At 35.6% G+C, this 24,203-nt stretch carries 28 protein-coding genes; 11 read left to right on the forward strand and 17 right to left on the reverse strand.

Translation table 11 applies throughout. From position 1 onward, the window contains the following. Positions 1–9: 9 nt before the first annotated feature. From M1D66_RS22960 to M1D66_RS22970, 3 genes are all read right to left on the reverse strand, one after another. Positions 10–873: a MurR/RpiR family transcriptional regulator gene (locus M1D66_RS22960; RefSeq protein ID WP_000648170.1), complete on the reverse strand. Its 864-nt coding sequence runs from the start codon at positions 871–873 to the stop codon at positions 10–12. Between the two features lie 29 nt (positions 874–902). Beyond that, a complete protein-coding gene (locus M1D66_RS22965; protein ID WP_000704958.1) occupies positions 903–1,217 on the reverse strand; it encodes a hypothetical protein in 315 nt (104 codons plus the stop codon). A 123-nt stretch (positions 1,218–1,340) separates the two neighbouring features. Then, a complete protein-coding gene (locus M1D66_RS22970) occupies positions 1,341–2,564 on the reverse strand; it encodes a cation:proton antiporter (RefSeq protein ID WP_371856375.1) in 1,224 nt (407 codons plus the stop codon). A gap of 105 nt (positions 2,565–2,669) precedes the next feature. Here M1D66_RS22970 and bcaP point away from each other — a divergent pair, with 105 nt between their 5' ends. Continuing rightward, positions 2,670–4,130: a branched-chain amino acid transporter BcaP gene (gene bcaP / locus M1D66_RS22975; protein ID WP_002197441.1), complete on the forward strand. Its 1,461-nt coding sequence runs from the start codon at positions 2,670–2,672 to the stop codon at positions 4,128–4,130. Between the two features lie 28 nt (positions 4,131–4,158). Here the strand turns inward: bcaP and M1D66_RS22980 are convergent, their stop codons facing one another. The 4 genes from M1D66_RS22980 to M1D66_RS22995 form a co-directional block, all read right to left on the reverse strand. Beyond that, positions 4,159–4,329: a hypothetical protein gene (locus tag M1D66_RS22980; RefSeq protein WP_006921038.1), complete on the reverse strand. Its 171-nt coding sequence runs from the start codon at positions 4,327–4,329 to the stop codon at positions 4,159–4,161. Positions 4,330–4,341: 12 nt separating this feature from the next. Beyond that, the gene (locus tag M1D66_RS22985) at positions 4,342–4,545 is read right to left on the reverse strand and encodes a hypothetical protein (RefSeq protein ID WP_000435803.1); all 204 of its coding nucleotides are present in this window, start codon (positions 4,543–4,545) and stop codon (positions 4,342–4,344) included. Between the two features lie 79 nt (positions 4,546–4,624). Continuing rightward, positions 4,625–7,084, reverse strand: a complete 2,460-nt coding sequence (locus M1D66_RS22990) for a LamG-like jellyroll fold domain-containing protein (RefSeq protein WP_242554856.1) — start codon at positions 7,082–7,084, stop codon at positions 4,625–4,627. A 261-nt stretch (positions 7,085–7,345) separates the two neighbouring features. Then, complete coding sequence (locus M1D66_RS22995; protein ID WP_002023335.1) at positions 7,346–7,594, reverse strand: hypothetical protein; 249 nt, start codon at positions 7,592–7,594, stop codon at positions 7,346–7,348. Here M1D66_RS22995 and M1D66_RS23000 point away from each other — a divergent pair. After that, the gene (locus M1D66_RS23000; protein WP_306418679.1) at positions 7,482–7,862 is read left to right on the forward strand and encodes an S-Ena type endospore appendage; all 381 of its coding nucleotides are present in this window, start codon (positions 7,482–7,484) and stop codon (positions 7,860–7,862) included. The two genes, M1D66_RS22995 and M1D66_RS23000, sit on opposite strands and share 113 nt — an antisense overlap. Before the next feature lie 56 nt (positions 7,863–7,918). On the opposite strand, the gene M1D66_RS23005 is transcribed toward M1D66_RS23000, so the two are convergent. The 4 genes from M1D66_RS23005 to M1D66_RS23020 all read right to left on the reverse strand — a co-directional run bounded on the left by M1D66_RS23005 (position 7,919) and on the right by M1D66_RS23020 (position 9,655). Beyond that, positions 7,919–8,263 (reverse strand): DUF3992 domain-containing protein, encoded by a 345-nt coding sequence (locus M1D66_RS23005; protein ID WP_000525819.1) that lies wholly within the window; start codon positions 8,261–8,263, stop codon positions 7,919–7,921. 20 nt (positions 8,264–8,283) lie between these two features. After that, the gene (locus M1D66_RS23010) at positions 8,284–8,652 is read right to left on the reverse strand and encodes a DUF3992 domain-containing protein (protein WP_001277540.1); all 369 of its coding nucleotides are present in this window, start codon (positions 8,650–8,652) and stop codon (positions 8,284–8,286) included. 98 nt (positions 8,653–8,750) lie between these two features. Then, positions 8,751–9,356, reverse strand: coding sequence for a DedA family protein (locus tag M1D66_RS23015; RefSeq protein WP_000435017.1), 606 nt, complete (start codon positions 9,354–9,356; stop codon positions 8,751–8,753). Positions 9,357–9,373: 17 nt separating this feature from the next. Next, positions 9,374–9,655, reverse strand: coding sequence for a YkvA family protein (locus M1D66_RS23020; protein ID WP_000733844.1), 282 nt, complete (start codon positions 9,653–9,655; stop codon positions 9,374–9,376). A 351-nt stretch (positions 9,656–10,006) separates the two neighbouring features. On the opposite strand from M1D66_RS23020, the gene ku reads away from it, so the two are divergent. Then, positions 10,007–10,819, forward strand: a complete 813-nt coding sequence (gene ku, locus M1D66_RS23025) for a non-homologous end joining protein Ku (protein ID WP_242554857.1) — start codon at positions 10,007–10,009, stop codon at positions 10,817–10,819. An 18-nt stretch (positions 10,820–10,837) separates the two neighbouring features. Here the strand turns inward: ku and M1D66_RS23030 are convergent, their stop codons facing one another. Together M1D66_RS23030 and M1D66_RS23035 are read right to left on the reverse strand one after the other, a co-directional pair. Beyond that, on the reverse strand, positions 10,838–11,617 hold the full coding sequence (locus M1D66_RS23030; RefSeq protein ID WP_000440986.1) for a DUF2935 domain-containing protein: 780 nt from the start codon (positions 11,615–11,617) through the stop codon (positions 10,838–10,840). A 14-nt stretch (positions 11,618–11,631) separates the two neighbouring features. Beyond that, positions 11,632–12,060: a VOC family protein gene (locus tag M1D66_RS23035; protein ID WP_165443285.1), complete on the reverse strand. Its 429-nt coding sequence runs from the start codon at positions 12,058–12,060 to the stop codon at positions 11,632–11,634. Between the two features lie 33 nt (positions 12,061–12,093). Between M1D66_RS23035 and M1D66_RS23040 the strand changes: the two genes are divergently transcribed. The 4 genes from M1D66_RS23040 (at position 12,094) to brnQ2 (ending at position 14,697) form a co-directional block, all read left to right on the forward strand. Then, entirely contained in the window at positions 12,094–12,309 is a 216-nt protein-coding gene (locus tag M1D66_RS23040) for a spore coat associated protein CotJA (RefSeq protein WP_001046257.1), read from the forward strand. Positions 12,310–12,317: 8 nt separating this feature from the next. Continuing rightward, entirely contained in the window at positions 12,318–12,581 is a 264-nt protein-coding gene (locus M1D66_RS23045) for a spore coat protein CotJB (protein ID WP_000194492.1), read from the forward strand. Between the two features lie 12 nt (positions 12,582–12,593). Then, on the forward strand, positions 12,594–13,163 hold the full coding sequence (gene cotJC, locus M1D66_RS23050) for a spore coat protein CotJC (protein ID WP_000265278.1): 570 nt from the start codon (positions 12,594–12,596) through the stop codon (positions 13,161–13,163). A 217-nt stretch (positions 13,164–13,380) separates the two neighbouring features. After that, positions 13,381–14,697 carry a branched-chain amino acid transport system II carrier protein BrnQ2 gene (gene brnQ2, locus M1D66_RS23055; RefSeq protein ID WP_001260934.1) on the forward strand — a complete coding sequence of 439 codons (1,317 nt, stop codon included), beginning with the start codon at positions 13,381–13,383 and terminating at the stop codon, positions 14,695–14,697. A 41-nt stretch (positions 14,698–14,738) separates the two neighbouring features. Here the strand turns inward: brnQ2 and M1D66_RS23060 are convergent, their stop codons facing one another. The 3 genes from M1D66_RS23060 to M1D66_RS23070 form a co-directional block, all read right to left on the reverse strand. After that, positions 14,739–15,743, reverse strand: a complete 1,005-nt coding sequence (locus M1D66_RS23060) for an ABC transporter permease (RefSeq protein ID WP_102956463.1) — start codon at positions 15,741–15,743, stop codon at positions 14,739–14,741. Between the two features lies 1 nt (position 15,744). Further along, a complete protein-coding gene (locus M1D66_RS23065) occupies positions 15,745–16,611 on the reverse strand; it encodes an ABC transporter permease subunit (RefSeq protein WP_000239670.1) in 867 nt (288 codons plus the stop codon). Between the two features lie 89 nt (positions 16,612–16,700). Continuing rightward, complete coding sequence (locus M1D66_RS23070) at positions 16,701–17,435, reverse strand: YwaF family protein (RefSeq protein WP_049108244.1); 735 nt, start codon at positions 17,433–17,435, stop codon at positions 16,701–16,703. 211 nt (positions 17,436–17,646) lie between these two features. Between M1D66_RS23070 and M1D66_RS23075 the strand changes: the two genes are divergently transcribed. The 4 genes from M1D66_RS23075 (at position 17,647) to entC (ending at position 22,451) form a co-directional block, all read left to right on the forward strand. Then, positions 17,647–18,750, forward strand: coding sequence for an efflux RND transporter periplasmic adaptor subunit (locus tag M1D66_RS23075; RefSeq protein ID WP_000728834.1), 1,104 nt, complete (start codon positions 17,647–17,649; stop codon positions 18,748–18,750). Beyond that, positions 18,747–19,421 carry an ABC transporter ATP-binding protein gene (locus tag M1D66_RS23080; RefSeq protein WP_000609100.1) on the forward strand — a complete coding sequence of 225 codons (675 nt, stop codon included), beginning with the start codon at positions 18,747–18,749 and terminating at the stop codon, positions 19,419–19,421. Before M1D66_RS23075 ends, M1D66_RS23080 begins: the two co-directional genes overlap by 4 nt. A 26-nt stretch (positions 19,422–19,447) precedes the next feature. Beyond that, on the forward strand, positions 19,448–20,602 hold the full coding sequence (locus tag M1D66_RS23085; protein WP_001986269.1) for an ABC transporter permease: 1,155 nt from the start codon (positions 19,448–19,450) through the stop codon (positions 20,600–20,602). Between the two features lie 508 nt (positions 20,603–21,110). Next, positions 21,111–22,451: a cell wall-binding protein EntC gene (gene entC, locus M1D66_RS23090; RefSeq protein ID WP_140335749.1), complete on the forward strand. Its 1,341-nt coding sequence runs from the start codon at positions 21,111–21,113 to the stop codon at positions 22,449–22,451. A gap of 423 nt (positions 22,452–22,874) precedes the next feature. Here entC and M1D66_RS23095 read toward each other — a convergent pair whose 3' ends face one another. Beyond that, positions 22,875–24,041 (reverse strand): DUF4046 domain-containing protein, encoded by a 1,167-nt coding sequence (locus M1D66_RS23095; RefSeq protein ID WP_049108243.1) that lies wholly within the window; start codon positions 24,039–24,041, stop codon positions 22,875–22,877. Positions 24,042–24,203: the final 162 nt, after the last annotated feature.

A 24,203-nucleotide genomic window follows, 5' to 3' on the forward strand; every position in this document is an offset into this window, starting at 1 on the left:
TCTTTTCTTCTACTTTAACTTCCGTAACCGCAACGCTTCTTCTCGCGTCTCCATAAATTGATCCAATACTTTATTACCAATTCGATTGAAAGTAATAACATATAAAGCATCGATCATATTCAATTGTGTCATTCTCGAAGCAATACTCGCAATACGATGATCTTGTTCTACATCTGGCATACAAAGGCGTATATCCGCTTCTTTATATAGGGGTGATGATTGATCTAATTTCGTAATTCCAATAACAGTTGCACCTTGTCTCTTTGCATACTGCGCCATTTCAAGCACATCTTTCGTTCGACCAGATGTTGAAATCGCAACAAATATATCGCCTTCTTTTAAATTTGTCACAAGCGGCAACATCATATGAAAATCAGATAGCATCATCGCTGTAAATCCGAGCCGCGTAAATTTATAAGCCCCGTCCATTGCTGGCGTAGCTGATCCGCCTACGCCGTAAAATATAATTTTATTCGCATTTACAATAAGATCTGCAGCTTTCTCAAGTTCCCTCTTATCTATTGCAGTAACACTCGCCTCAATTGCAGCTTTATTCACATAAGTAACTTTATTAAATAAATCATACGGTCCATCTTCTGTATTCATCACTGAAAAATCGTTAATATTATAATCAGCAATCGTTAATTCACGAACGAGTGCTATCTTAAATGCTTTAAAACTTCCGATTCCAATCGATTTACAAAAGCGAACGACACTCGCTTCACTTGCGCCTGCATTCGTTGACACTTCTTTCGTCGTTAAATTCGGTACAATCTCTGCATTCTCCATTATGTACATGGCAACCTTCTTCTCAGCTGGTGAAAATTGATCCATATTACTTTCAATTTTAAATAGTAATGTTGAAGCTTTCACTATTTAACCTCCACTTCTTACGGTTGCGTTCACTTATTTTCTCTTGCTTCAAGAAGGTAATAACCATCATCGCCAGGAGGATGAAACACATTTACAATGCGATTCCCTTTTTGATAAACAGTTCTTTCCCCTTCTGTCCACTTCTTTTCCCAACCGTTCATCCAAATCGCAACATCAGGTAAAAAAGCAGTATATTTCAGCTTCTGACCGTACTCACCATCTGCTTCTTCCGAAAAAATAGAAACCGGAAAATCTTTCACTTTTGATTCTTTCCATGCAGTAAATGGTATACATACTGCAATAAGTACGATTACACCGATAACCTTCTCCTTCGTAATCTTCACACTTCCCTCTCCTTGTCATATCACATACATAGATTTTACCATAATTACAAACCCTTCATGCTATATGACTATTGCTTTTGGGAATAAAAAAGAGCTTACCTACATCAGATAAGCCCTTCCCGTCTATACAAAATATTTCTTCAAAAGTGGCGGTGTAATAATCGTCGTCAATATAACAACAATAACAATCGCTGTGAAATTTTCTTTCGCTAATAAATTCGCCGTAAGTCCATTTGCAGCGATGATAAGCGCTACTTCACCACGTGATACCATCCCCGCGCCAATACTAATAGAAGATTGGAGATTAAACCCTGTCAGCCTTGCTCCTAAACCTGATCCGATTAACTTTGTGAAAATCGCAATGAGAGTCATAATAATAATGAACCAAAGCTGGCTTCCAATGCCTTGAAATGTAATTTCCATTCCGATACTTACGAAGAATACTGGAACAAATATTGCATAAGCGATCGGTTCAATTTTATGTTCCACTTCATGCTTATACTCTGTTTGAGAAATAGCAATTCCTGCTGCGAATGCTCCAATAATGCCTGCAATTCCCATCATTTCACTGTAATAAGAAAAAGAGAAGCAAATAATAAGAGCTGCACTAATTAACGCTTCTGTTACACGAAGCGGGACAAGCATTTTCATAATCCAAGGAACGACTTTCCAAGCAATAAAAACAATACTTACAAAGAAAATAATTTTCTTTACAATGACCAGTGTTATATTCACATCTTGTGTTCCTAAAAAACTCATTACAAATGCTAATAAAATAACGACAATGACATCATCAAATACGGCAGCACCTAAAATTGTTGTACTTTCTCTCGTATTCATTTTTCCTAGATCACGTAGCGTCTGCACCGTAATACTAACCGATGTTGCGCAAAGTAATAACCCTAAAAAAATGGCATGGGATTGTATTAATCCAAACAGCAATCCTGTTACATAACCACCGATGAAAGGAAAAATAATTCCACCGGCCGCTACTGCAAACGACGATTTCAAATTCCGATTTAACTCTTCTAAATCTGTTTCAAGTCCCGCCATAAACATAAGTAACAAAACACCAATCTCACTCAATTCATCAATCAGTTCAGAACTATTAATAATACCAAGTACAGCCGGACCGATAATAATACCGACAATTAACTTACCAAGTACAGAAGGCTGACCAAGTCTTACACTAATGTCACCAGCTAATTTCGTACAAAGTAAAATGACGACAAGTTCAAAATAAAATAACATAGCATCTGCTCCTACTTTAACTTTAATCAGTGGGTCGTTAAACCCCGTCCATTTCTGCAAGTAGTTTCCCCTATTGATCCGCATTTTATTTGTCATATTTTTATTTGACAAAATATTCTGAATTATATTAAGATTAATCCAGCAATTTTAAAAAACTACATACCATAACTGCACCTCCACTTCCTTACTTACTCTTTTTTAATGGGCTCATACTATAGTCGCAGTTATGGAAATGAAAAAACGGGGGGAGAGTCCAAAGTGAAGTCATTATTACGAAAAAAAGCGCTTAGTACTGAATCACCAAAGCAGCTAGCTAGAACATTAACTGCACTCGATTTAACATTTTTAGGAATCGGCGCCGTAATTGGGACAGGGATCTTTGTATTAACAGGTATTGTTGCAGCAAAACATTCTGGTCCTGGTATTATGCTATCATTCCTTATTGCTGCATTTACTTGTGCTTGTGTAGCCTTTTGTTACGCTGAATTTGCTTCTTCTATTCCTGTCTCAGGAAGTGTGTATACTTACGCATACATGACAGTCGGAGAAGTCGTCGCCTTCATCGTCGGATGGTGTTTAATGCTCGAATATTTACTTGCCGTTGCAGCAGTAGCTGTCGGTTGGTCTGGTTATTTGCAATCATTACTACAAGGGTTCAATATACACCTGCCCGCCATAATCGCCTCGGCCCCCGGCGTAGGAAAAGGTGGTCTCATCGATTTACCTGCTGTCTGTATTTTACTTCTTATTACTGGCCTTTTAAGTTTTGGTATACGTGAAAGTGCACGCATTAATAATATTATGGTTCTTATTAAACTAGCTGTTATCATTGCCTTTATCGTAGCAGGTGCAAAATATGTAAAACCTGAAAACTGGACACCGTTCATCCCATTCGGATACGACGGTATTATTACTGGGGCTGCCACTGTGTTCTTCGCCTTCTTAGGATTTGATGCAATCGCAACAGCTGCAGAAGAAACGAAAAAACCGCAGCGTGACTTACCAATTGGTATTATCGGTTCTCTTCTTATTTGTACTGTTTTATATATGATCGTATCTTTCGTTTTAACAGGTATGGTTCCTTATACGCAATTAGACGTTTCTGATCCAGTTGCATTTGCATTGCATTTCGTTGGTGAGGATACAATTGCAGGACTACTCGCTGTTGGAGCGATGACTGGAATGACAACCGTTCTCTTAGTCGTTATGTATGGACAAGTTCGCGTTTCGTATGCGATGAGCCGTGACGGTTTACTTCCAAAAGCGTTAGCACGTGTAAATAAAAAAGTAAAAATCCCTTTATTAAATACGTGGATTACTGGCGTTGTTGCTGCTTTATTAGCAGGCCTTTTAGACTTACATTTGCTAGCGAATTTAGTAAACATCGGCACGTTAACAGCCTTTACATTCGTTTGCTGCGCAGTACTTATTTTACGAAAAACACACCCTGATTTAAAACGTGGATTCCGTACACCTTTCGTACCTGTATTACCAGTTGTCGCGATTCTTTGCTGCTTATATTTAATGATCAATTTGTCTAAAACAACATGGATTAGCTTTGCAGTTTGGCTTATAGTCGGCTTATGCTTCTATTTCTTCTACTCTAGGAAACATAGTCATTTAGCTATTGAAAAAACAAATGATGAAAAGAAAAAAGCATAACAAAATAGCTCGCCGTTTTAGCGGCGAGCTATCTTTCTGTACTATTATATTTTTTCGTCAACGATTGTAAAATGAAAAACATGCCGATGCAAGCTGTAAACCATGCCCAATTTCCTATTGATGTCGAGTATTTAACCATTCCAATACCTACAAGCAATAGAAAAATAATCACCTGATATATGAGCTTCCACTTTTGCATATATTCCCTCCTTTACTTCGTTCCCTTCTTTTTATTCTTCCAGGCATTCAAACTATCAAAGAAAAAGTTAATAAATAACGTTCCTAGTCCTGCTAATAAGAAAGTCATTAAAAATAAAACCCAAATACTTTTCTCTTTTAAGAGATAATATCCTACAAGGAGCACAACCGCGATCCATACATATTCAAGAATTCTTTTTAGCTTTTTCTGTTCCAAATTATTCGCTCCTTTTTTCTATGCTATTTTTAGTATAACAAAAAAGAAGCCTATCATGATAAGCTTCTTTTCTTCTCTCTTACTTGTTTATGCTTTTTTCAACGAGTGAAATTGCATATTCCATCGTACGATTCATTGTTTCTACCTGTGTATCTTTTACTTTTACATCTTTCACTACAGCTTCTGCCACTGTAATTTTTTGACTCAGTGCTTTCACTGAACCGTCCGTTACGTTTGCAGCTTGCGCCTTTTTCACTACTACTTTTGCAGATTCAATATGAATTTGTAATTTTTCTTTCAATGTTTTCGGTTGTTCTACTACTTTAGATTGTATAAATGTTTGATTTGCAGTTTTTAATTCATTATACGCTTGAACAATTTGCTCTCCATTACTTGCTACATTTTCAAACACTTGTTTTGCATTATTATAGCTTTTCTCTAGTTCTTGAAATGCTTCCTTTGAATATTGACCTGGCTTATCACCAAATTCATACGTACCAGCTAACACTTCTTTTACTTTTCCAAGTTCTTCAAATAACGCATTTACTTGCTCTAACTTCGTACGGTTAGAAAACTCATTGTACGCTGCTAATACTTCTGAAGAACTTAACGCTTTACTATATAATTTCGCAAGCGCGATTTTACCGTTTAACGGAATACCACCATTGCCGTTACTATCAGGATCAGCTCCAAGTGCAAATGGTACATTTGGATGATACACTTTTCCTGTAGCTGGTTGGCTATTTACTTTTTTACCATCGACATAAATAGCTACTTCACTTCCGTTATACGTTCCTGTTAAGTGATATGTTTTGTTTGCTTCTAATTGAACTCCAACACGTTTATAACTGCCGCCAATGTGAGCCCATAATTCAACATAGCCGCTTCCTGTAGACTCAAATCCAATTCCACCGCTCTCTGTATTTTGCAAAATACCTTGTCCACGGATTTGATTCATTGAAAATACCGTTTCTAACGTAAATGTATTTGCTACTTTCTCTTTTTGTGCTGCTGAAAATGGAAGGTATCCAAATGTATTAGATTGTCCGTTTAACTTCATAACATTCTTTTTCAATGCTTTATCATATTCAATAGTCACATTGCCCTTCACATCACCTTTTGTTCCAAATGGTGAATTGTCTTTAAATGTACCATCTGCAAAATTCACATCAAAAACATCAGCCTTTGGCACTTTTACATTCGGATCAATATCATCTTTTTTCGTAATAATTTCTGCCGTTAACGGTTGCGCACTTTCATTACCAAACGAATCAATTGCAACGACTTCAAGTGTATATGTTTTCCCGCCATCTAACCCTGCAAGCGTAAACGTAAGATCTTTCGGCACTGGATCACGATAAAACTCTGAGAATGCTAACAATTTATTCTTTATTTCTCCCGTTTGCTTATCTCTAGCTTGTACACGGTAAGAATGAACAAGAAGGTTGTCCAACGCTTGTGGGAATGTTACTGTTGCTGCATTTGCTGTTACATTTGATACAGCAAGCTTTGCATCCTTAGCAAAGTAAGGCTTTTCTTTATCACGATCTTCTACATGTGTAAATGTTTCTTTCTTTGCTGGTAATTTAATTTTCCAAGGCTCGCCTGTCCAAGAATTTGTATGGAAATCACGGCGATTAATCGTCACTTCTTCTTCATCTACTTCTACTAATAAACCTTGGCTTAACGTACTAGCTCCTGGCGGGATATTCCCTTGTACTTTACCACCTTCAACTTCCATATAACTTACTGAAGATGTACCAACTGATGTAAAGTCTTTTTGATGTATCGATCTCGGATCATCTAACGGATAATGTGAATGACCTGAAAACGTAATAACTTGTGGATATTCTTTTAATACTGCATTAATTTTTGCGCTATCTTGCGTTCCCCATTCTTGGCTACCGTATACTGTATCTTTAATGTGCTGATGTAAAAATACAAAAATCGGTTTTTCTGGATCATCTTTTTGTGCTTTTACCATTTCTTCTTTTAACCAATTAATTTGCTTGTCCGAATAATAGCCATGAGTTGTTCCATTCTCGGGAGACATAACAAGGAAGTGATAACCTTTTACCACTTTATGATAATAAATTGATTCCATACCTGTTTTTTCTAAGAAACGCTTCTGTGCGCCCTCTACAGATAAACCGTTCCAATAATCATGGTTACCAAGAGAATTCATTCTCACGGCATCTTTATTTGCATTTTCATTATACACTTGCATGAAACGATCATATTGCTGCACTGACCCTGTATCCGTGAAATCACCTACAATAACAAATGCATCTTGCTTTGGTGCTAGTGTATTAAATTGTTCAATCGCTCTTTTCCAGCGAAATGTATCATCTGTTCCACTGTTTTTAATATGCACATCACTTACAACTGGAAAAACTATCTTCTTCTCACTTGATGCCCTTTCTTGCTTTTTCTCTTCCGCCTTGACTGATGTACTCCACGGAAATGATACGGATGCTAATACAAAAACCATTAATAATCCAATAAGGCCTTTTACTTTTCTTAAAGCATTTCTGTCCACTTGAATCCTCCTCATAATAATTGATTCATTACAAGGGCTATTTTATCTAATACATGTTAATGTCGTTTAAATAACAAATGAACTTTATTAGATTTTTGTAAATATACAGTTAATTAGAAATTAAGTCCAACATTCCTCGTACTATTGTATACAACCACCTTTTGTCTAAAAGAGTCTGATCATTCTTTTCCTATGACTATTCACATATAATCTTTTCTATAACACTAATGATAAGTTAAAGTTTAAGCCTATTAGACAATCTTAATTTTTAATATTTCCTTCTTTTTTTAACACATCGGCCATGCTTTTACATTTAATAGTAATAAAAGACAACTTAAAAGGAGGGGGTATATTGAAGAATAAAAAAAATATCGGCTGTTTCGCTCCTTTATCTATTATTTGTCCAGACCCTTGTCCACCGCCCCCTCCTCCAAATCCAAATTGCGAGCGAGTAACAAATGAATTTGCAGGGAACTTCCTCATAACTAATAACACCATCCCATCTGCCAAAGATGCATCACAATCAATGATACTATGGCAAAGTGATGGGATACTACTTATATCAGGTACTGTCTCGGTTTACAATAGTACTAGCAGCACCGAAGCAATTACAATTCAAATTGTTGGAACAGTAACCAATATTTTCACTGTGTTTCCTGGTAATACAATATCGTACACAGGAAAAGACCTACAGTCGGTCAATATTATCAATATAACAAGTAATCCTTCACTATATTTAGAAGGCAAGTACTGTTGTGAATTTACATGTTGCTTATAGAATACCAATTTCATTATTTCCTTAATATAAAAAGCATACCGTTTACGGTATGCTTTTTATGAGATTGGATAACGTACTGTAATACAAAACTCACCTTGATTAACAGTCGTTCCTGTCGTAGTAATTCGGACAGTAGTAAAATATCGGACAGTGAAAGTACCACTACTTTGTGGTTGTACAGTAATTGTATCAACTACTGTTGCACCTACTAAAAAATCAACTGTAATCGGGTTGGCACCTACATCATATTTCACGTAACCTGAACCATATACTTCTTGCGTGATATTATTTGTATATACAATTTGAGTACCAGCACCTGTAATAGACCAGTCTGTACATACTTGGTCTTGCACAAGTGTTTTATTAGAACAACAAGACAAACTGGAACTTCTCATTCCCATTTCGATCCTCTCCTATTCTGCTATGAAAGTGGATAACGTGTTGTAATACAAAATTCTCCCTGATACGTTCCAGCAGGTGTTGCAGGTAACACAACTTGTATACTATCAAAGCGACGATACGTAAAAGCAATACTCGTTCCTGGGTTTAATGTTTGTGTATCAATTGTACCCCCAGCAGAATCAAGCGCTTCTACAGTAATTGGGCCCGGTCCAACATCATATTTAACAAAACCAGTACCAACTACGTTTTGGTTGATATTATTTGTATAGAGAACATTATCAATTGCTGTTGCAACTACAGTAGCAGACCACGGACTACACACTTTATCTTGCACATAATTTTTATCTGGACAACAAGTTAATGCTGACCCTGAGCACTCACAAGACATAGTTGTTTCCCCTCTCTCTTTTATATTCCCTATATGTGTATGTCCTTTAGAGTCTTTTGCCTGTACTATTCATCTATTTTCAAAAAATATTCAAATGACTAAATAGATTCCGTTTTATTTCTTTTCTTCATATATTTATAGACAAAGATACTAGCAACGATAAGAATAACGCCTCCTAATATTGGTAGCATATATTGCCCAACAACATCCGCTGCTTTTTCCCAATGTGGACCTAATTTCATTCCAAAATAAACATACAAAGTCGTTAACGGGAACATTGCTACAAATGTATATATGCTAAATTTCCATATGTTCATTTTCGCCATACCACATGGAACAGAAATAAGCGTTCGAACTCCTGGCACAAAGCGTCCAACAAATGCTACAACCGGTCCATATTTCTCAAAGAAATCATCTGCTTTTTGAATTTGTTCTTCTTTAATGAAGAAGTATTTCCCGTATTTTATTAATAGAGGACGACCACCGTAATAACCGAGTGCATATAACGTTAAAGGTCCTGTCGTTCCGCCGAGGGTTCCGGCTAATACAGCAAGCCAAAAATTCATATCTCCCTCGTACACCCAATAACCAACCATGGGCAAAACTACTTCTGCTGGAATAAATTCAAACGTTAATGCTAACACAACTCCAAAATAAGAAAATTGCTTTAAAAACTCGATTATATCTAAAATAATTTGCTCCATATTTTCTACCCCAACTCCTATCCTACGTTTACGTTATGCTTTTCTTGTAATTGAACTGGCGCCATTTTTACAATTCGGTTCAAAATAAATAATACAATTCCAATATCATCTAAAATACCGATAAACGGTAAGAAGTCTGGAATTAAATCGAGCGGCATCGCAACATAACCAACTAAAAACGCAATAGATAAAATTTTCTTCTTTATTGAAACCTCTTTTGAAGTGAAAAAGTCAAATAGGAATGGAACAAATCGGCGAACATGAAATACAACTCTTAATCTACTAATAAGTTTTTTCATTTTTATATCTCCTCTCTTTGTATACAAAAAGGACCCTACCAAACATGGTAAGGGTCCTAAAAAAGACAATAAGGGGCCTTTACCATTGCTGGTAAAGGTCTCACTAACAACGAAACGTTGCCAATAAAGCCGAGGGTTTCTCCCTGTAATGACGACTTTACTGTAATAAGTTACTCCCCTTTATATACACAATTTTATACAATCACATTAAAATATTTTGGAGGGCTTGTCAATATATTTTATATCCCACATCCTCCTGCTTAACATTCCGTAAAAACAAAAAACGTATAGGAAATTTCTTACTATCTCATAATATACATAATCATTTTTGAATGAAAGGAGAGGCTTCATTTGCATACCGTATGGAAAGGTGCCCTTTCACTTGGACTATTAAATATAGGAATCAAACTATACAGTGCCGTAGAAGAAAACGATATAAAATTTTTAAGTCTTCATAAAGAATGCTTAACACCTATTAAATATAAAAAATTTGCTCCTGATTGTACGGATGAAGAAATTGATGATAAAGATATTGTAAAAGCCTATGAATACGCACCTCATAAGTACATTATTATGGATGAAAAAGAATTAGCTGAATTGCAAAAAGCTCACGAACCAAGATCTATTCGTATTATATCTTTTATCCAAAATAACGAAATTGATTCTGTTCTCTACGATCGTTCTTATTTTATAGGCCCTACCCCTGGACATGAAAAATCGTATTTATTATTAAAAGAAGCACTTGAACGTACGAATAAACTTGGTCTTATCCATATTTCCATTAGAAAAAAACAACATTTAGCTATTATCCGTAACTTTGAAGATGGGCTTATATTACAAACTATTCACTACCCTAATGAAATTCGCGATATAACAAATACACCTAACTTACCAAGTAACGAAAATTATCCGATTCAAAAACAAGAACTCACAGCAGCAATCAATTTAATCCACCATCTTACAAATCCTTTTGAACAAGAGATGTATACAGATGAATATAAAGAAGCCCTTACCGAACTAATCGAAAACAAAATTGAACAACAGGAAAAAACCGAAACAATCTCTCCAACTCCAAACATCATCAATATTATGGAGACATTACAGGCAAGTATTGAACAAGCAAAAATAAAAAGAGAAAATAAAGCAGAAAAAGAGGCCAAATAAAATTGACCTCTTTTTTCTTTAAAGCGGATTACATTTTGGCATCTCAAGTCCAGACGATTGTGCTAATTTTAATAAGTAATAACATTCTTCTCTTGCCATATGATCCGCCATTCTAGCAGATAATGCACTTAATATTTCATTCGATAACTCCAGCTCTTCAACCTCATGGAGAAAATGCGAAAATAAGTTTAACTCAAGTGAAACATCTTTTGTAAACTTCTTTAATGCAGGAAAATGATGAAGCTCTGTCCGTAAATACCCCGTCATTTCAACTGCCTTTAAGTAAAATTGTTCAAAGTGCTTCGTAAATTCTTCGCTTTTCTCTTTTAATCTTTTTTCAACAAGATCTAATCCACCAGAAATAGACCCTGCATGGCCAGCCGCATCCGTTAACCAAACGAGATGATAATGTAATTCATGAAAAACAGGCGGAACTTCTCCTTTCTTTAAAAATTCTAACACTGTTATATACTCTTCTACTTCGTTTACCATATGATTGATGAAAGTTGGTGTAAAATGAATAGTGATTTTTCCCTCGAGTTGTTTCTGTATAATACTTAATTTAAACGTTCGTATTTCCTTTGCTGCTCGTTCTGCCTCTTTTGAAAACGCAATGAGATTCACATTACGAACTTTATTTAACAGATTCGTAAATGTTTCAACAAAATAAGTGGCCTTTTTTATATCCTCTTTTTCCTTTGGAGCTAATGCATCAAGTAAAAATTGCGAATGATCAGTAAGCACCTTTAGCCAAAATTGATGCTCAAACAATGCACTTTCTTCATAATTCCTCTCCACTAAATCCCCTCCGTTTATTCGTCCTTCTCTATCACTTGAATTTTATATCCATCTGGGTCTTGTACTACAATACTCTTCTCACTTTTGTTTTCTGTATATGCAATTTTATAAAACACTAACCTCTTCTTTAAGTTCTCTATGTTAGAAATTGAAAACATTAGTACATCAATCGAATCCGTAATACTCTTCTCACGCCCACCCAAACTACGATTCATTACAAAACTAACTCTCATTGAATCAGCATCATACCAAACCCCTGTTACATCTAATTGGGGTCTTTCTAAACTAGGCTTGATTCCTAAAATCCCTTCATAAAAATACAAAGTTTCCTTTAAGTTTTTCACTTCCAATACAATGAATTGTTTCACATTCTCCACATTCATTCCCCCCGTACCTATTACTTTTTTATATGTGTCATAAAGGCCTATTATGTCTGAATACAATACGTAGTAATGAACATTTAAGGAGGTTTATCCATGAATAAATATATGCGATCATTCGTGCCCTATCATAGTCCTCTCGATCCTTGTCCTCCTATTGGAAAGAAATATTATTCTACTCCTCCTAATTTATTTTTAGGTTTTCAACCGCCAAACTTACCACAATTCACACCAAAAGAAGCGCTACAAAAAGGGACTTTATGGCCAGTTTTTTATGACTATTATGAGAATCCTTATAAAAAAGGGCGGTGACTACTGACGTGACTCAATCGCTACCAGAAGAATATTATCAGCTGTTACTGGAGCTTCAAGAACTAGACTTTGTACTAGTTGAACTAACTCTTTATTTAGATACACATCCAGATGACACCGCTGCTATTAATCAATTTAATGATTTCTCCTATAAACGAAGAGTATTAAAACAAAAGATGGAAGAAAAATACGGACCACTCCAACAGTTTGGGAACAGTTATTCTAATGCCCCTTGGGAATGGAGTAAAGGTCCTTGGCCATGGCAAATATAAAGGAGAGAAACTATGTGGATTTATGAAAAAAAATTACAATACCCTGTTAAAGTAGGAACTTGTAATCCAGCACTTGCAAAATTATTAATTGAGCAATACGGTGGTGCAGATGGAGAATTAGCTGCTGCACTACGTTACTTAAATCAGCGTTATACAATCCCGGATAAAGTCATTGGCCTCCTTACCGATATTGGTACAGAAGAATTTGCGCATCTTGAAATGATTGCTACGATGGTTTATAAGCTGACAAAAGATGCGACTCCTGAACAGATGAAGGCAGCTGGTCTCGACCCTCATTACGTCGATCATGACAGCGCACTTCATTACCATAACGCAGCTGGTGTTCCATTTACTGCAACCTATATACAAGCTAAAGGTGATCCAATTGCCGACCTATACGAAGATATTGCGGCTGAAGAAAAAGCGCGTGCCACATATCAATGGCTTATCAACCAATCTGACGATCCCGACATAAATGACAGCTTACGCTTTTTACGCGAACGAGAAATTGTCCATTCACAACGCTTCCGAGAAGCCGTTGAAATTTTAAAAGAAGAACGCGATAGAAAAATATATTTTTAATACACATATCCTAGCGATATGTGTTTTTTTGCGTTAAAAGTTAAATCTTCCCTATTAAACATACAAATAGTATATTTATTCGATTTAATGCATTATTTTTTAATTTTTTCAAAATTCCCTATTGCTTTCTAGTCATCAGACCTTTAAAATAATAACAGTTACTCGACAAATTATTTGAATTTTCGACAAAAATACTCATTAGGAGGATTTTCTTTATATGCGTACAACTTTGAAACCAGCGCAAATACTTTCGATTAGTTTATTACTATTCGCAGTTTTCTTCGGTGCTGGTAATATGATTTTCCCGCCCCTTCTTGGTCTTTCTTCCGGAGAAAATATGTGGGTTTCCATTACAGGGTTTATTATTACAGACGTCGGTTTATCTTTACTTGCTATCGTTGCTGTTGCCCTTGCTGGTGGTAGTTTTAACACTTTAGCGAGCCGTGTTCATCCAAAATTCGCAGCAGTATTCGCTATCATTATTTATCTTTCAATCGGCCCACTATTTGTTATTCCACGAACTGGATCTGTATCTTATGAAATTGGGATTGCACCACTTTTCCCAGATCAATGGTATTCTATGTTAGTTTTTAGTGCGATTTTCTTTACAGTCGTTTACTTCTTATCATTAAATCCATCCAAGCTAGTAGATCATATCGGTAAAATATTAACGCCAATTTTACTTGTAATTATTGCAATTATGGCAACAAAAGCGATTCTTTCACCAGGAACGTTTGCAGAGCCTATCGGTGACTATAAAGACATCCCGTTTTTCAAAGGATTTCTTGAAGGATTTTTAACGTTAGATGCAATTGGCGCTCTCGTACTATCAACAATTGTTGTAAATGCAATTCGTCAAAACGGTATACAAGAGAAGAAATCTATCGCGAAATATACAATCATTTGCGGAAGTATCGCTGCTCTATTCTTAACAATTGTTTACTTCTTACTCGGTTATATCGGAGCTTCAAACGGAAACTTGGGACAATTCGAGAACGGTGGTCAACTATTAGCAACTGTTATGTACCAATTCTTTGGGACAAGCGGTAATGTTTTATTAAGTATCGCCATTATCTTCGCTTGTTTAACAACAGCAATTGGTGTTGTAAGTGCATTCGCCAACTATTTCGCAACAGTATTAACAAATGTTTCTTACAAAAAGCTCGTACTATACGTTTGTATCTTTAGTTTCGTTATTTCAAACTTAGGATTAAGCTTATTAATTAAAATCACACTACCTGTATTAATTATTTTGTACCCAATTACAATCATTTTAATTTTCGTATCATTTATCGATAAATATACGAAACGTAAACCTTCTGTCTACATCGGAGCAATGATCGCAGCATTCATTATTAGCTGTATTCATGCACTTGATAATGTGGGAATGATACCAAGTTTTATCGCTAATATCGTACACACGATTCCTTTTTATAACTTAGGAATCGGCTGGATCGTTCCAGCAATAATTGGTGGTATAATCGGATACTTTATTCCGCAAACAGAAGCTGAAGGTGAAGTTTCTGCAAAGTAAAAAGAAGCAAGCATGAAATCCATGCTTGCTTCTTTTTCTCTTCACATCGTATGTTTAAACGTAAACAACTCTTCCTTTGACTGTACAGCAGATTGTTCCTCTTCTACAACTTCCTTCTTTTTCTCTCCCCCTAATCGAACTTTCAACATCGCCTCTTCTAGACTTTTTACAATCATATTTCCTGAAAAAATAGTAAGTCCAAAAAATGTAATCGGAACGAGAGGGATCCACGGATTCACTGTTAATGACCTAAAGTATACTCCAATTAAACCTGACCATTCATGCGTATAAGATTCCACCTCTTTTATAGGTCCACCAAACATTACAGTCCCACCAAAGAACACTTCAAGTAATCCTAAGTGCAGTAAAATAGTAAGAGTCTGCGTAAACTGCTGAAAAAATACAAGTATAAACGTCATATAAAGGTGCGGGAAAAGATGCTTTATAACAATATGTCTTCTCGATCCACCTAATATGCGTGCGGCATCAACAAATTCCTCCGTTCGCAATTTACGAACTTCCTTCGCAACATACAGTGCAATAACTGGCATTACAAGCATTACAAGTAAGACAACTTGAAACGAAGCCCTTTCAAAAAAGGTTGTTGTCTCCTCTCCGCTTCCAAATGCATTTGCAGATTGAAGAAAAAAATACGCAATCATAACTGTCGGAATAACTGTAAAACTATCAAAGAAAGCCTCAATTTTTGAAAATCCTCTTTTTATATACGTTCCGAGTACGACACCGAAAAACACACCTATTACCATTCTAAGTGCCGCAATTAAAATAGATATACCAATCGTCCACTTCGCGCCCTCAATGACTAAATGTAACAGGTCATACCCTTTCCGGTCTGTCCCGAGTAAAAATTGTAATGAAGGTGGAAACGGTGGCACTTGTGGATTTTCATCCGCATCATATTGCAATGTAACTTGTCTAATATGTCCATCATTCCATAACGTATTTCCGATGCTCAAAAGAACTAATAGGAGAAGAAACCCAATGCTTATCCAAAATCTTTTATCACGTTTTATATACGTCCACATATTATAATCTCTCCTTCATCGCAGCCGGAATGAGATAATGAAATAATTTAAATAAAATAAAAATCGGAATATATATAAGAAGCACACTAACGATGAAAACCTCAACTCTAATACCAAAATACGATTTCAAAAACATAAAAATACCACCCGTATTAAAAATCCATTCTATAATATATAAATTAGATAACATAAAAAAGATATTCGTTTTCGCAAAGAATAATGTACTAAGCAACACATTTCGTAAAATATGACGATTTAAAATATGAAAGCGCCCCAGCCCTTTCGCCTTAGCAAATAGTACATAATCTTTTTCTAGTTCATTTTCAAAACGAAGCACGACCATTTTTACAAACATAATCGTAGTCGGGATGCTCAAACAAAGTATCGGCAATCCTCTAATTGACTCGCCTCCAATTGAAGCAATTTGAAAAGGTAAAAAACCTGTTTGTTTAAAAAACCATATAACTAAAATTTGTGATACTAAAATAAGAAGGATATCTGGAATAGATTCTAGGAAGATAAGAAATGATTTAATTCGATGTTGTATACGCGGTGAACTACTCATAATTACATAAACAATACAAAATGCTACAAATAATGAAATAAAAAAAGCAGCTAAAAAAATAATAATCGTTTCTTTATAATGGACGAACAGCTGCGGAAATAAAAATTTACCTTTTACATATTGCAAATTGGAAATATCCATTAAGTTCACAAACACTTCTTTTAAACTCTGTATGTACTTTGATACATCCAGCTTAAATCCATAGAACAATTTCGGCAGAGCCCCTAACATAATAATCCCCAAAATCGAAATAATAAATTGAATTGTCACTTCCATCCCATTCAGAAAAACTTTTTTGACCACGTTTTCCCTTCTCTCTCTTTATATTTTACTCTCTAATTTTATTCTTAATTTTCTGAATTGTAAATATTCAAACATAAAAAATCACTAGGTTATGATCCTAGTGATTCTTTATGCGCATGCCTTTCTCTTTTTGCAAACGCCATATACAAAATAAAACACCCAATAAGTGCTGCGAGTTCTAATGAAATAATATAGTAAGGATGCGGTCCTAACATATCGAGTAGTGAAGCTGTTTCTGGCTTATGAGCTAAAAACATATAATTACCGCCTGTTTTATAATTCACAAACGAAACAAGCGGAATCAATATGTTTAAAAATATCATCGTACGCTTAATAGATTGCAAGGTCGGTCTATAGCCTTCCACCCAAGTCATAAAGAGTGGTGCCCAAATGAGCAATATATGCGCGATAAAATATTCAATGAAACGAAAATGCGGAAAAGCATACTGCAAGTTTGGCGTTAAAATAGCTTGTGAGGCACCAATAATTCCCGTGAAAAATACAATCTCATATATGCGGTAACTTTTCGTTACGATCATAATCGACGCTAATAATAAACTAATCGTACATAATTCAAACGGTAATGAAGTAGCTAGCTCAAAAATCCCCGCTTTCCACTCCCACATATGAAGCCCAATTTCACTACCTATAAATAAAAATGCAATTGCATATCGAACCGTTATATTCCACTCATTTTGACGTAATACATCTTGGTATTGATACAGAAAAAATATCCCCACCAACATAATAAATAATATAAGGGCATGTTGCCTTGAGTATGGAATAAATGGTTTTAATGGGTGTGCGCTAAAATAAGCTTCCATCTTCCTTCCTCCTTTCCTCCATACAATATTATTGTAAGAAAGAAACGACGAGTCAATTCATTTGCTTACACTAGGACAACCTCTACCTTACATTTACATATTCATACCTTACAAAACTGTAAGGTTATTGTAAGCTAAAACGATTTGTCAGATTCTTCACCTCTTCTATACTTAATGTAGATACTAAAACGAACGAAAAGGTGATAAATAGATGAAAAAGAAAAATAAAGTGTTAATTACTAGTGTAGTAGCAATCGGAATTGCAGCTGGATCATACTTTGCATTTGCTGGAGGCGGTTCAGAAGTAGCAATGGCATATAGCGGATATAAAGTAACTGAAAAACAAATCCAAAACGCGCAAAAATTTGGTGGCGAAGTTATTCCAAACGGAATTGAAACTATTTCATTCGATCCAACAAAAGGAACATATGAATTAGCTGTAAAAAAAGGCGATGAAGTGAAAAAAGGTCAGCTTCTATTTAAATACAATGACCCGACTGCTAAACAAGGTGTAACAGAAGCAGAAATGCAAAAGAAAATCGCACAAAAAGAAGTAACGTTGTTCCAAAAACAACTTGATGCAGCGAAACAAAAGTTACAAAAAGATAAAAATGCAGGCCTTCCCGCTGAAGCATTAAAAGCATCAGAAGCTGAAGTTGGGCAATTAGAATCACAACTTGAAATGAAAAAGTTTGATGTTGAAAAATTTGATGAAATGATTAAAACAGCAAAAGAGAAAGTAAACAATCTTTCTGTAACAAGTCCTGCTGATGGCGTAATTGATGATATCGTGAAAACTGCTGACGAAAAAACAGGTATGAGCGGCGTTACTCTTCGTCACGCTGGTCAATTTAAGGTAAAAGGTCAACTTTCTGAATATGAGCTTGCTAGTATGAAAGTTGGGCAAGAAGTAACTGTTTCATCAAAAACTGTCGCTGGTAAGACTTGGACAGGAAAAGTAACAGAAATCGGTTCTACACCATTAAAGAGCATGGATGAAAATAAAACTGTTTCTAACTATCAATTCACTGTCACATTAGATAATAGTGACGAATTACAAAACGGCTTCCACGTTTACGTAACAAGTAAATCTGGCGAAGCAACTGGTACAATTGTTCCGAAAAGCAGTATCGTGAAAAAAGGTGACAAAAATGTTGTCTTCGTTGTAAAAGACGGTAAGGCGAAAGAACAAGCAGTTACTGTTGAATTTGAGACTGATAGCGAAGCAAAAGTTTCTGGAGTGAAAAAAGGAGAGGAAATTATCTCTAAACCTGAAAAAGACTTAAAAGATGGTATGGAGGTTGTCGCCCAGTGATTAACTTAAAAGGCATCACGAAATCCTTCCAAAATGGTGCAGAGTCCGTTCAAATATTACACGGAATTGACGTAACATTGAACCAAGGAGAATTCACTTCAATTATGGGACCTTCTGGTTCTGGTAAATCAACATTAATGAACATTATCGGTTGCTTAGATAAACCGACGACAGGTACGTACGAACTAGCCGGTCAAAATATTTCAAACATGTCTGAAACAGAACTTGCACACGTACGTAATAAAGAGATTGGATTCGTATTCCAAAACTTCATGTTATTACCGAGACTTACAGCACTTCAAAATGTAGAACTACCTCTTATTTACGCTGGAGTCGATAAAAAAGAAAGACGCGAGCGCTCATTAGCTGCTTTAACAAAAGTCGGTTTAGCTGATCGCGCTACTCACTTACCAAACGAATTATCAGGTGGACAAAAGCAGCGTGTCGCCGTTGCACGTGCAATCGTAAATAACCCAAAATTCATTTTAGCCGATGAACCGACGGGAGCACTTGATACGAAAACAAGCACACAAATTATGGACCTCTTTTACGAATTAAATAAACAAGGCTCAACAATCATTATGATTACCCATGACCGTGAAATCGGGGAAGCTGCAGCACGTCAAATTGTAATTCGTGACGGAAATATCGTCCAAGATTGGAGAGGTTAATTTTGAATACGAGTGAAAATATACGCATGGCCCTTTCCTCTATCTTTGCTCATAAAATGCGTTCTATCTTAACGATGTTAGGTATTATTATCGGTATTAGTGCCATTATTACTATTATTTCAATGGGTGATGGTACAAACGCAAAGTTTAAAAAAGAATTAGGCCAAGGAAAAGATAACGAAGTAACGATTTACTACAACAATCCTGATTACGGAACAGATAGTGCCAAAATCACACCTGATATGCTAAACCGTCTGCAAACTGTACCAGGCGTTAAAGATGTGTACCCAGACGTAAGTATGAAAGTAAAAGCATCTGCTGGTTCAAAAGATGTAAATCTTGATTTAAAAGGTGGAACAGGCGCCTTTATGACAGATTCGAAAATAAAATTAGTTCACGGTCGTGAATTAAATGACAGTGAACTAAATCAAGCAATCCCTGCTGTTATATTAAATGAAGAAGCTTTCAACAAATTATTTAGTAGTGGTTGGGAATCAAATCAATACACAGATATAAAAGGAAAGCCGTATAAAATAGTTGGTGTATACGAAACGAAAAATGACTTTGGAATGCCTATGCCTGAAGGTTATACATCACTTGAAAATGCGCCTGTCATTTCAGGAGTAAATGAGTATGACTCTGTAAGATTAACAATGACCTCTCCGACAGAACGTAAAAGTGTAGAAAAACAAGCTGTTTCTGTCTTAAACGAAATGAAAGCTCCTAAATTTGAGCACAAATTCGAAGCACAAGATTTAGGTGAATTTACGAAACAACTAGACGAATCAATTGGTATGATGAAAATGGTATTCGGTGGTATTGCCGCTATCTCCTTACTTGTTGGTGGTATCGGTGTAATGAACATCATGCTCGTATCTGTAACAGAACGTACACGTGAGATTGGTATTCGTAAAGCACTTGGTGCAACACGTGGTAAAGTATTAACACAATTCTTAATCGAATCTTGTATATTAACAGGACTTGGTGGTTTCATCGGATTCATGCTCGGTATTTTCTTCGCTTGGATCGTCTCAATCTTTGCTGGATGGCCACTCGTTGTCTCAAAAGAACTTGGACTTCTTGCAGTAGGTATCTCAATGTTAATCGGTATTATATTCGGTTTACTGCCAGCTAACAAAGCTGCCAAACTGGATCCAATTGAATGTTTACGATATGAATAAACAAAAACGTAGGAGTTTACACTCCTGCGTTTTTTATTTATCTACTAAATTGAGTTTCTTCTATTATATATGTTTCACGTTACAACTATCATTCTAATACTCTTCATTATTTATAGGTACTAAGGCTATTATCTAATTCTATTATTGCAAAAATACTATGTAACAGACGAAAATCAAGGCGTAATTTTTTCCATACTTCGACTGATTTTGTAACAATTATATCGATATTTCATTAAATTTCACCTCATTTATATATTTTCACGCCTAAAAAGATTATCGTTTCATAACTAAATTTCCATTCAAACAGTAAAATAAGCTATTTTTGTAACGCTATAGATATCATCAAGAAATATTACTGTAACATTATTAACGTTATAGTAATTGAAATACTACTCATTTTGTGTTTCATATGCCCTAATACGCCAAAAAACAACAAGGAAGCGCTATCAGGAAATTTATGTAATTGTTACAGAATATTAATGCCCCATTACGAAAGCTTTGTAATTTTATGTTTTTCGCAAATAAGAAAATAATGGTTGCTATAATGAGGTCAACGAAAACAAATGCAATGGAGGCTATTATGAAAAAATTTATGGGTATAGCAACAGCAGCGGTTTTTGGTCTTGGGATTTTCACAACATCTGCTAAAGCAGAAACAATCGTAACGACTGACGTACTAAACGTACGAGAAAACCCAACTACTGAATCAAAAGTTGTAGGAAAATTATTAGATGGATATAAAGTAAATGTTTTACATACAGAAAATGGTTGGTCAAAAGTTCAATTGAATAGCGGTAAAGAAGCTTTCATAAGCGCTGACTATACAAAAGACACTTACTACGTAACAGCAAACGTATTAAACGTACGTGCTGGAGCAAACACAGACTCAGAGATTCTTGGTAAGTTGAAAAAAGATGATGTAATTGAAACAACACACCAAGTACAAAATGATTGGATTCAATTTGAATATAACGGAAAAACAGCTTATGTTCATGTTCCTTACTTAACAGGTAAAGCACCAGTTAAAGTTCAACCAGTAGCTAAAGTTGAAAAAACGACTACAGTTCAAGATACAGCTAAAGTTCGTGAAGCAGCTAAAGCTCAGGAAGTAGCTGAAACTCAAGCAAAAGCTAAAGCAGTGGAAGCAACTAAAGCTCGCGAAGCAGCTGAAGCTCAAGCAGAAGTTAAAGCTCAAGAAGCGGCTAAAGCTCGTGAAGCAGCTAAGGCTCAAGAAGCAGCTAAAGCTCAGGCAGATGCTGAAGCTCAAGCAGAAGTTAAAGCTCAAGAGGCAGCTAAAGCTCGTGAAGCAGCTAAAGCTCAAGCAGATGCTGAAGCTCAAGCAGCGGCTAAGGCTCAAGAAGCAGCTAAAGCTCGTGAAGCAGCTAAAGCTCAAGAGGCAGCTAAAGCTCGTGAAGCAGCTAAGGCTCAAGAAGCAGCTGAAGCTCGTGAAGCGGCTAAGGCTCAAGAAGCGGCTAAAGCTCAAAAACCAGCTACACAACAACCTGTTGCAAAAGAAACTGAAACAAGTGCACCATCATCTTCTCGTGAGTTACGTGTTGTAGCAACAGCTTACACAGCAGATCCACTTGAAAATGGTTATAAAGCAGGCGACCAAGTAAAATCAGCTTTAGGCCACAACTTAACAGCTAATCCAAACATGAAACTAATTGCAGTTGATCCAAGTGTCATTCCATTAGGTTCAAAAGTATGGGTTGAAGGTTACGGAGTAGCAATCGCTGGTGATACTGGTGGAGCTATTAAAGGTAATAAAATCGACGTTTTAATGCCAGATAAAGGTTCATCAAGTAGCTGGGGACGTAAAACAGTTACAGTTAAAGTATTAAACTAGTTAGTAAAAAAAGGAGCCAGTCTCAACGATGAGACTGGCTCTTTTTCTATAATTATTACATTCTTTCTTTCTCTTGAAAGTAAGCAATATTGTCTCGAAGCCATTCCCTCTCTGATATAAATAAGTTCCCTCGTTTTTTATATACTTTAAAATATCAGTCATGTCTCTATACCTCATGACATCATAATCGATAAAAAACCAGATTATCCAATAGCCGTAGAAAGTCCGGCTATGTGAAATACTCTCTAATATCGTTTTAAACAACAAAGAGGAAATAGATAACGCCCTGCTGTTGTCAACTGAGTTACTATCAAAATACAAAGTACTAAAAAAAGTGAAGCAAGCAAACAAAAAATTATTAAGATACGTTGTTGTCATTTAACTTGTATTTCATTTAAGCTGAAGTATTATGTTTTTTGTAAATTAATTTGAATACAGTTCGTTTAACATAGCATGTGGGTTCTTATTCCAAAATCTATCTAATGGAGTTCTTAATCCTTGATTAATTATCCATCTTCTACTATACACCCTTATAAGTTCTTCATTTGTTAACTTTTCTTTTTCCTCTATCATCCATTTCAATGCTTCTAATGCCTTCTCCTTTGTCCAAAATCCCCGAGAAACTCTATTTAATTCCCATTCTTTAAACTTCCCTGGATACAAATCGTGCAGCATAGCATATGGACTATTTTTCCAAAATATATTTAAAGGTGTTCTTAACCCCTGACTGATTATCCATTTTTTACTATACACCTTTATTAGTTCTTCATTAGGCAACTTTTCTTTTTCCTCTATCGTCCATTTTAATGCTTCTAGTGCCTTTTTCTTTGTCCAGTAGTTTTTAGGTGTTTTCTGGAATTCCCACTCTTTAAAACATCCAGGATATAACTCATTTATCATGCGAAATGGACTATCATACCAGTATCTCTCAAGTGGAGTCCTTAAGCCTATTTCAGTAAACCAACTTACACTAATTTTTTTCCTGATTCCCTCAGCATCCATTTGTTTTCTTTCCTCTATGGTCCATTTTAATGCTTCCAACGCTTTTTTCCTTGTCCACGAATGACTACGAGTTTTTTTAAACTCCCACTCCTTAAAATGGGCTGGATATAATTCATTTATCATTATGTAAGGACTATTTCCCCAAAAAATTTGGCAAGGCGAACTCAAATTATGATTAGATAACCACTGAACATTATAAACCTCCAATAACTTATTATCTGTTAACCTTTCTTTTTCTTCTATCGTCCATTTTAATGCTTCCAATGCCTTTTCCTTTGTCCAATAGTTTCTAGGTGTCATTTGAAAATCCCATTCTTTAAAACAATTCGGATAAACATCATTTATCATTGCATATGGGCTATCATGATATTTAGCACTAAGTAAACCACCTAATTTATATTGAATGATTAATTGTGACTTCCAACACTTAAGAATAGTTTTTTTATCCCACTGTAAAACTTGTTCTATAAGATATATAATTACACGTCTCGCTAGCGTATTATCCTGATCTTCACTCCATGTATTTTTAGGAAATCGCCTTCTTCTACCTTCTAAAATTTCCTGATATATATGTTCAATGGTAAACAAATCATTTGCTCCTTTTTATGTACAAACAAAAAATCGTAAAATTCGCCAAATATGATGATTTTTTAACAACAAACAGAGTATTTAACAAAGGAACAAAATACATCCACTTGTTTGCAATTCTAACCTTCATAAATCCCCCGGATTTTAAAACTTTCCCGAATA

The sequence above is a fragment of the Bacillus sp. PK6-16 genome, assembly GCF_056530295.1.

Coding starts and splice junctions, on each gene's coding strand:
- M1D66_RS22970 (WP_371856375.1), bottom strand. CDS start 2,564: ATGACAAATAAAATGCGGATCAATAGGGGAAACTACTTGCAGAAATGG.
- bcaP (WP_002197441.1), top strand. CDS start 2,670: ATGGGCTCATACTATAGTCGCAGTTATGGAAATGAAAAAACGGGGGGA.
- M1D66_RS22980 (WP_006921038.1), bottom strand. CDS start 4,329: ATGCAAAAGTGGAAGCTCATATATCAGGTGATTATTTTTCTATTGCTT.
- M1D66_RS23005 (WP_000525819.1), bottom strand. CDS start 8,263: ATGGGAATGAGAAGTTCCAGTTTGTCTTGTTGTTCTAATAAAACACTT.
- M1D66_RS23010 (WP_001277540.1), bottom strand. CDS start 8,652: ATGTCTTGTGAGTGCTCAGGGTCAGCATTAACTTGTTGTCCAGATAAA.
- M1D66_RS23015 (WP_000435017.1), bottom strand. CDS start 9,356: ATGGAGCAAATTATTTTAGATATAATCGAGTTTTTAAAGCAATTTTCT.
- M1D66_RS23020 (WP_000733844.1), bottom strand. CDS start 9,655: ATGAAAAAACTTATTAGTAGATTAAGAGTTGTATTTCATGTTCGCCGA.
- M1D66_RS23040 (WP_001046257.1), top strand. CDS start 12,094: ATGAATAAATATATGCGATCATTCGTGCCCTATCATAGTCCTCTCGAT.
- cotJC (WP_000265278.1), top strand. CDS start 12,594: ATGTGGATTTATGAAAAAAAATTACAATACCCTGTTAAAGTAGGAACT.
- brnQ2 (WP_001260934.1), top strand. CDS start 13,381: ATGCGTACAACTTTGAAACCAGCGCAAATACTTTCGATTAGTTTATTA.
- M1D66_RS23060 (WP_102956463.1), bottom strand. CDS start 15,743: ATGTGGACGTATATAAAACGTGATAAAAGATTTTGGATAAGCATTGGG.
- M1D66_RS23070 (WP_049108244.1), bottom strand. CDS start 17,435: ATGGAAGCTTATTTTAGCGCACACCCATTAAAACCATTTATTCCATAC.
- M1D66_RS23075 (WP_000728834.1), top strand. CDS start 17,647: ATGAAAAAGAAAAATAAAGTGTTAATTACTAGTGTAGTAGCAATCGGA.
- M1D66_RS23085 (WP_001986269.1), top strand. CDS start 19,448: ATGGCCCTTTCCTCTATCTTTGCTCATAAAATGCGTTCTATCTTAACG.
- entC (WP_140335749.1), top strand. CDS start 21,111: ATGTTTTTCGCAAATAAGAAAATAATGGTTGCTATAATGAGGTCAACG.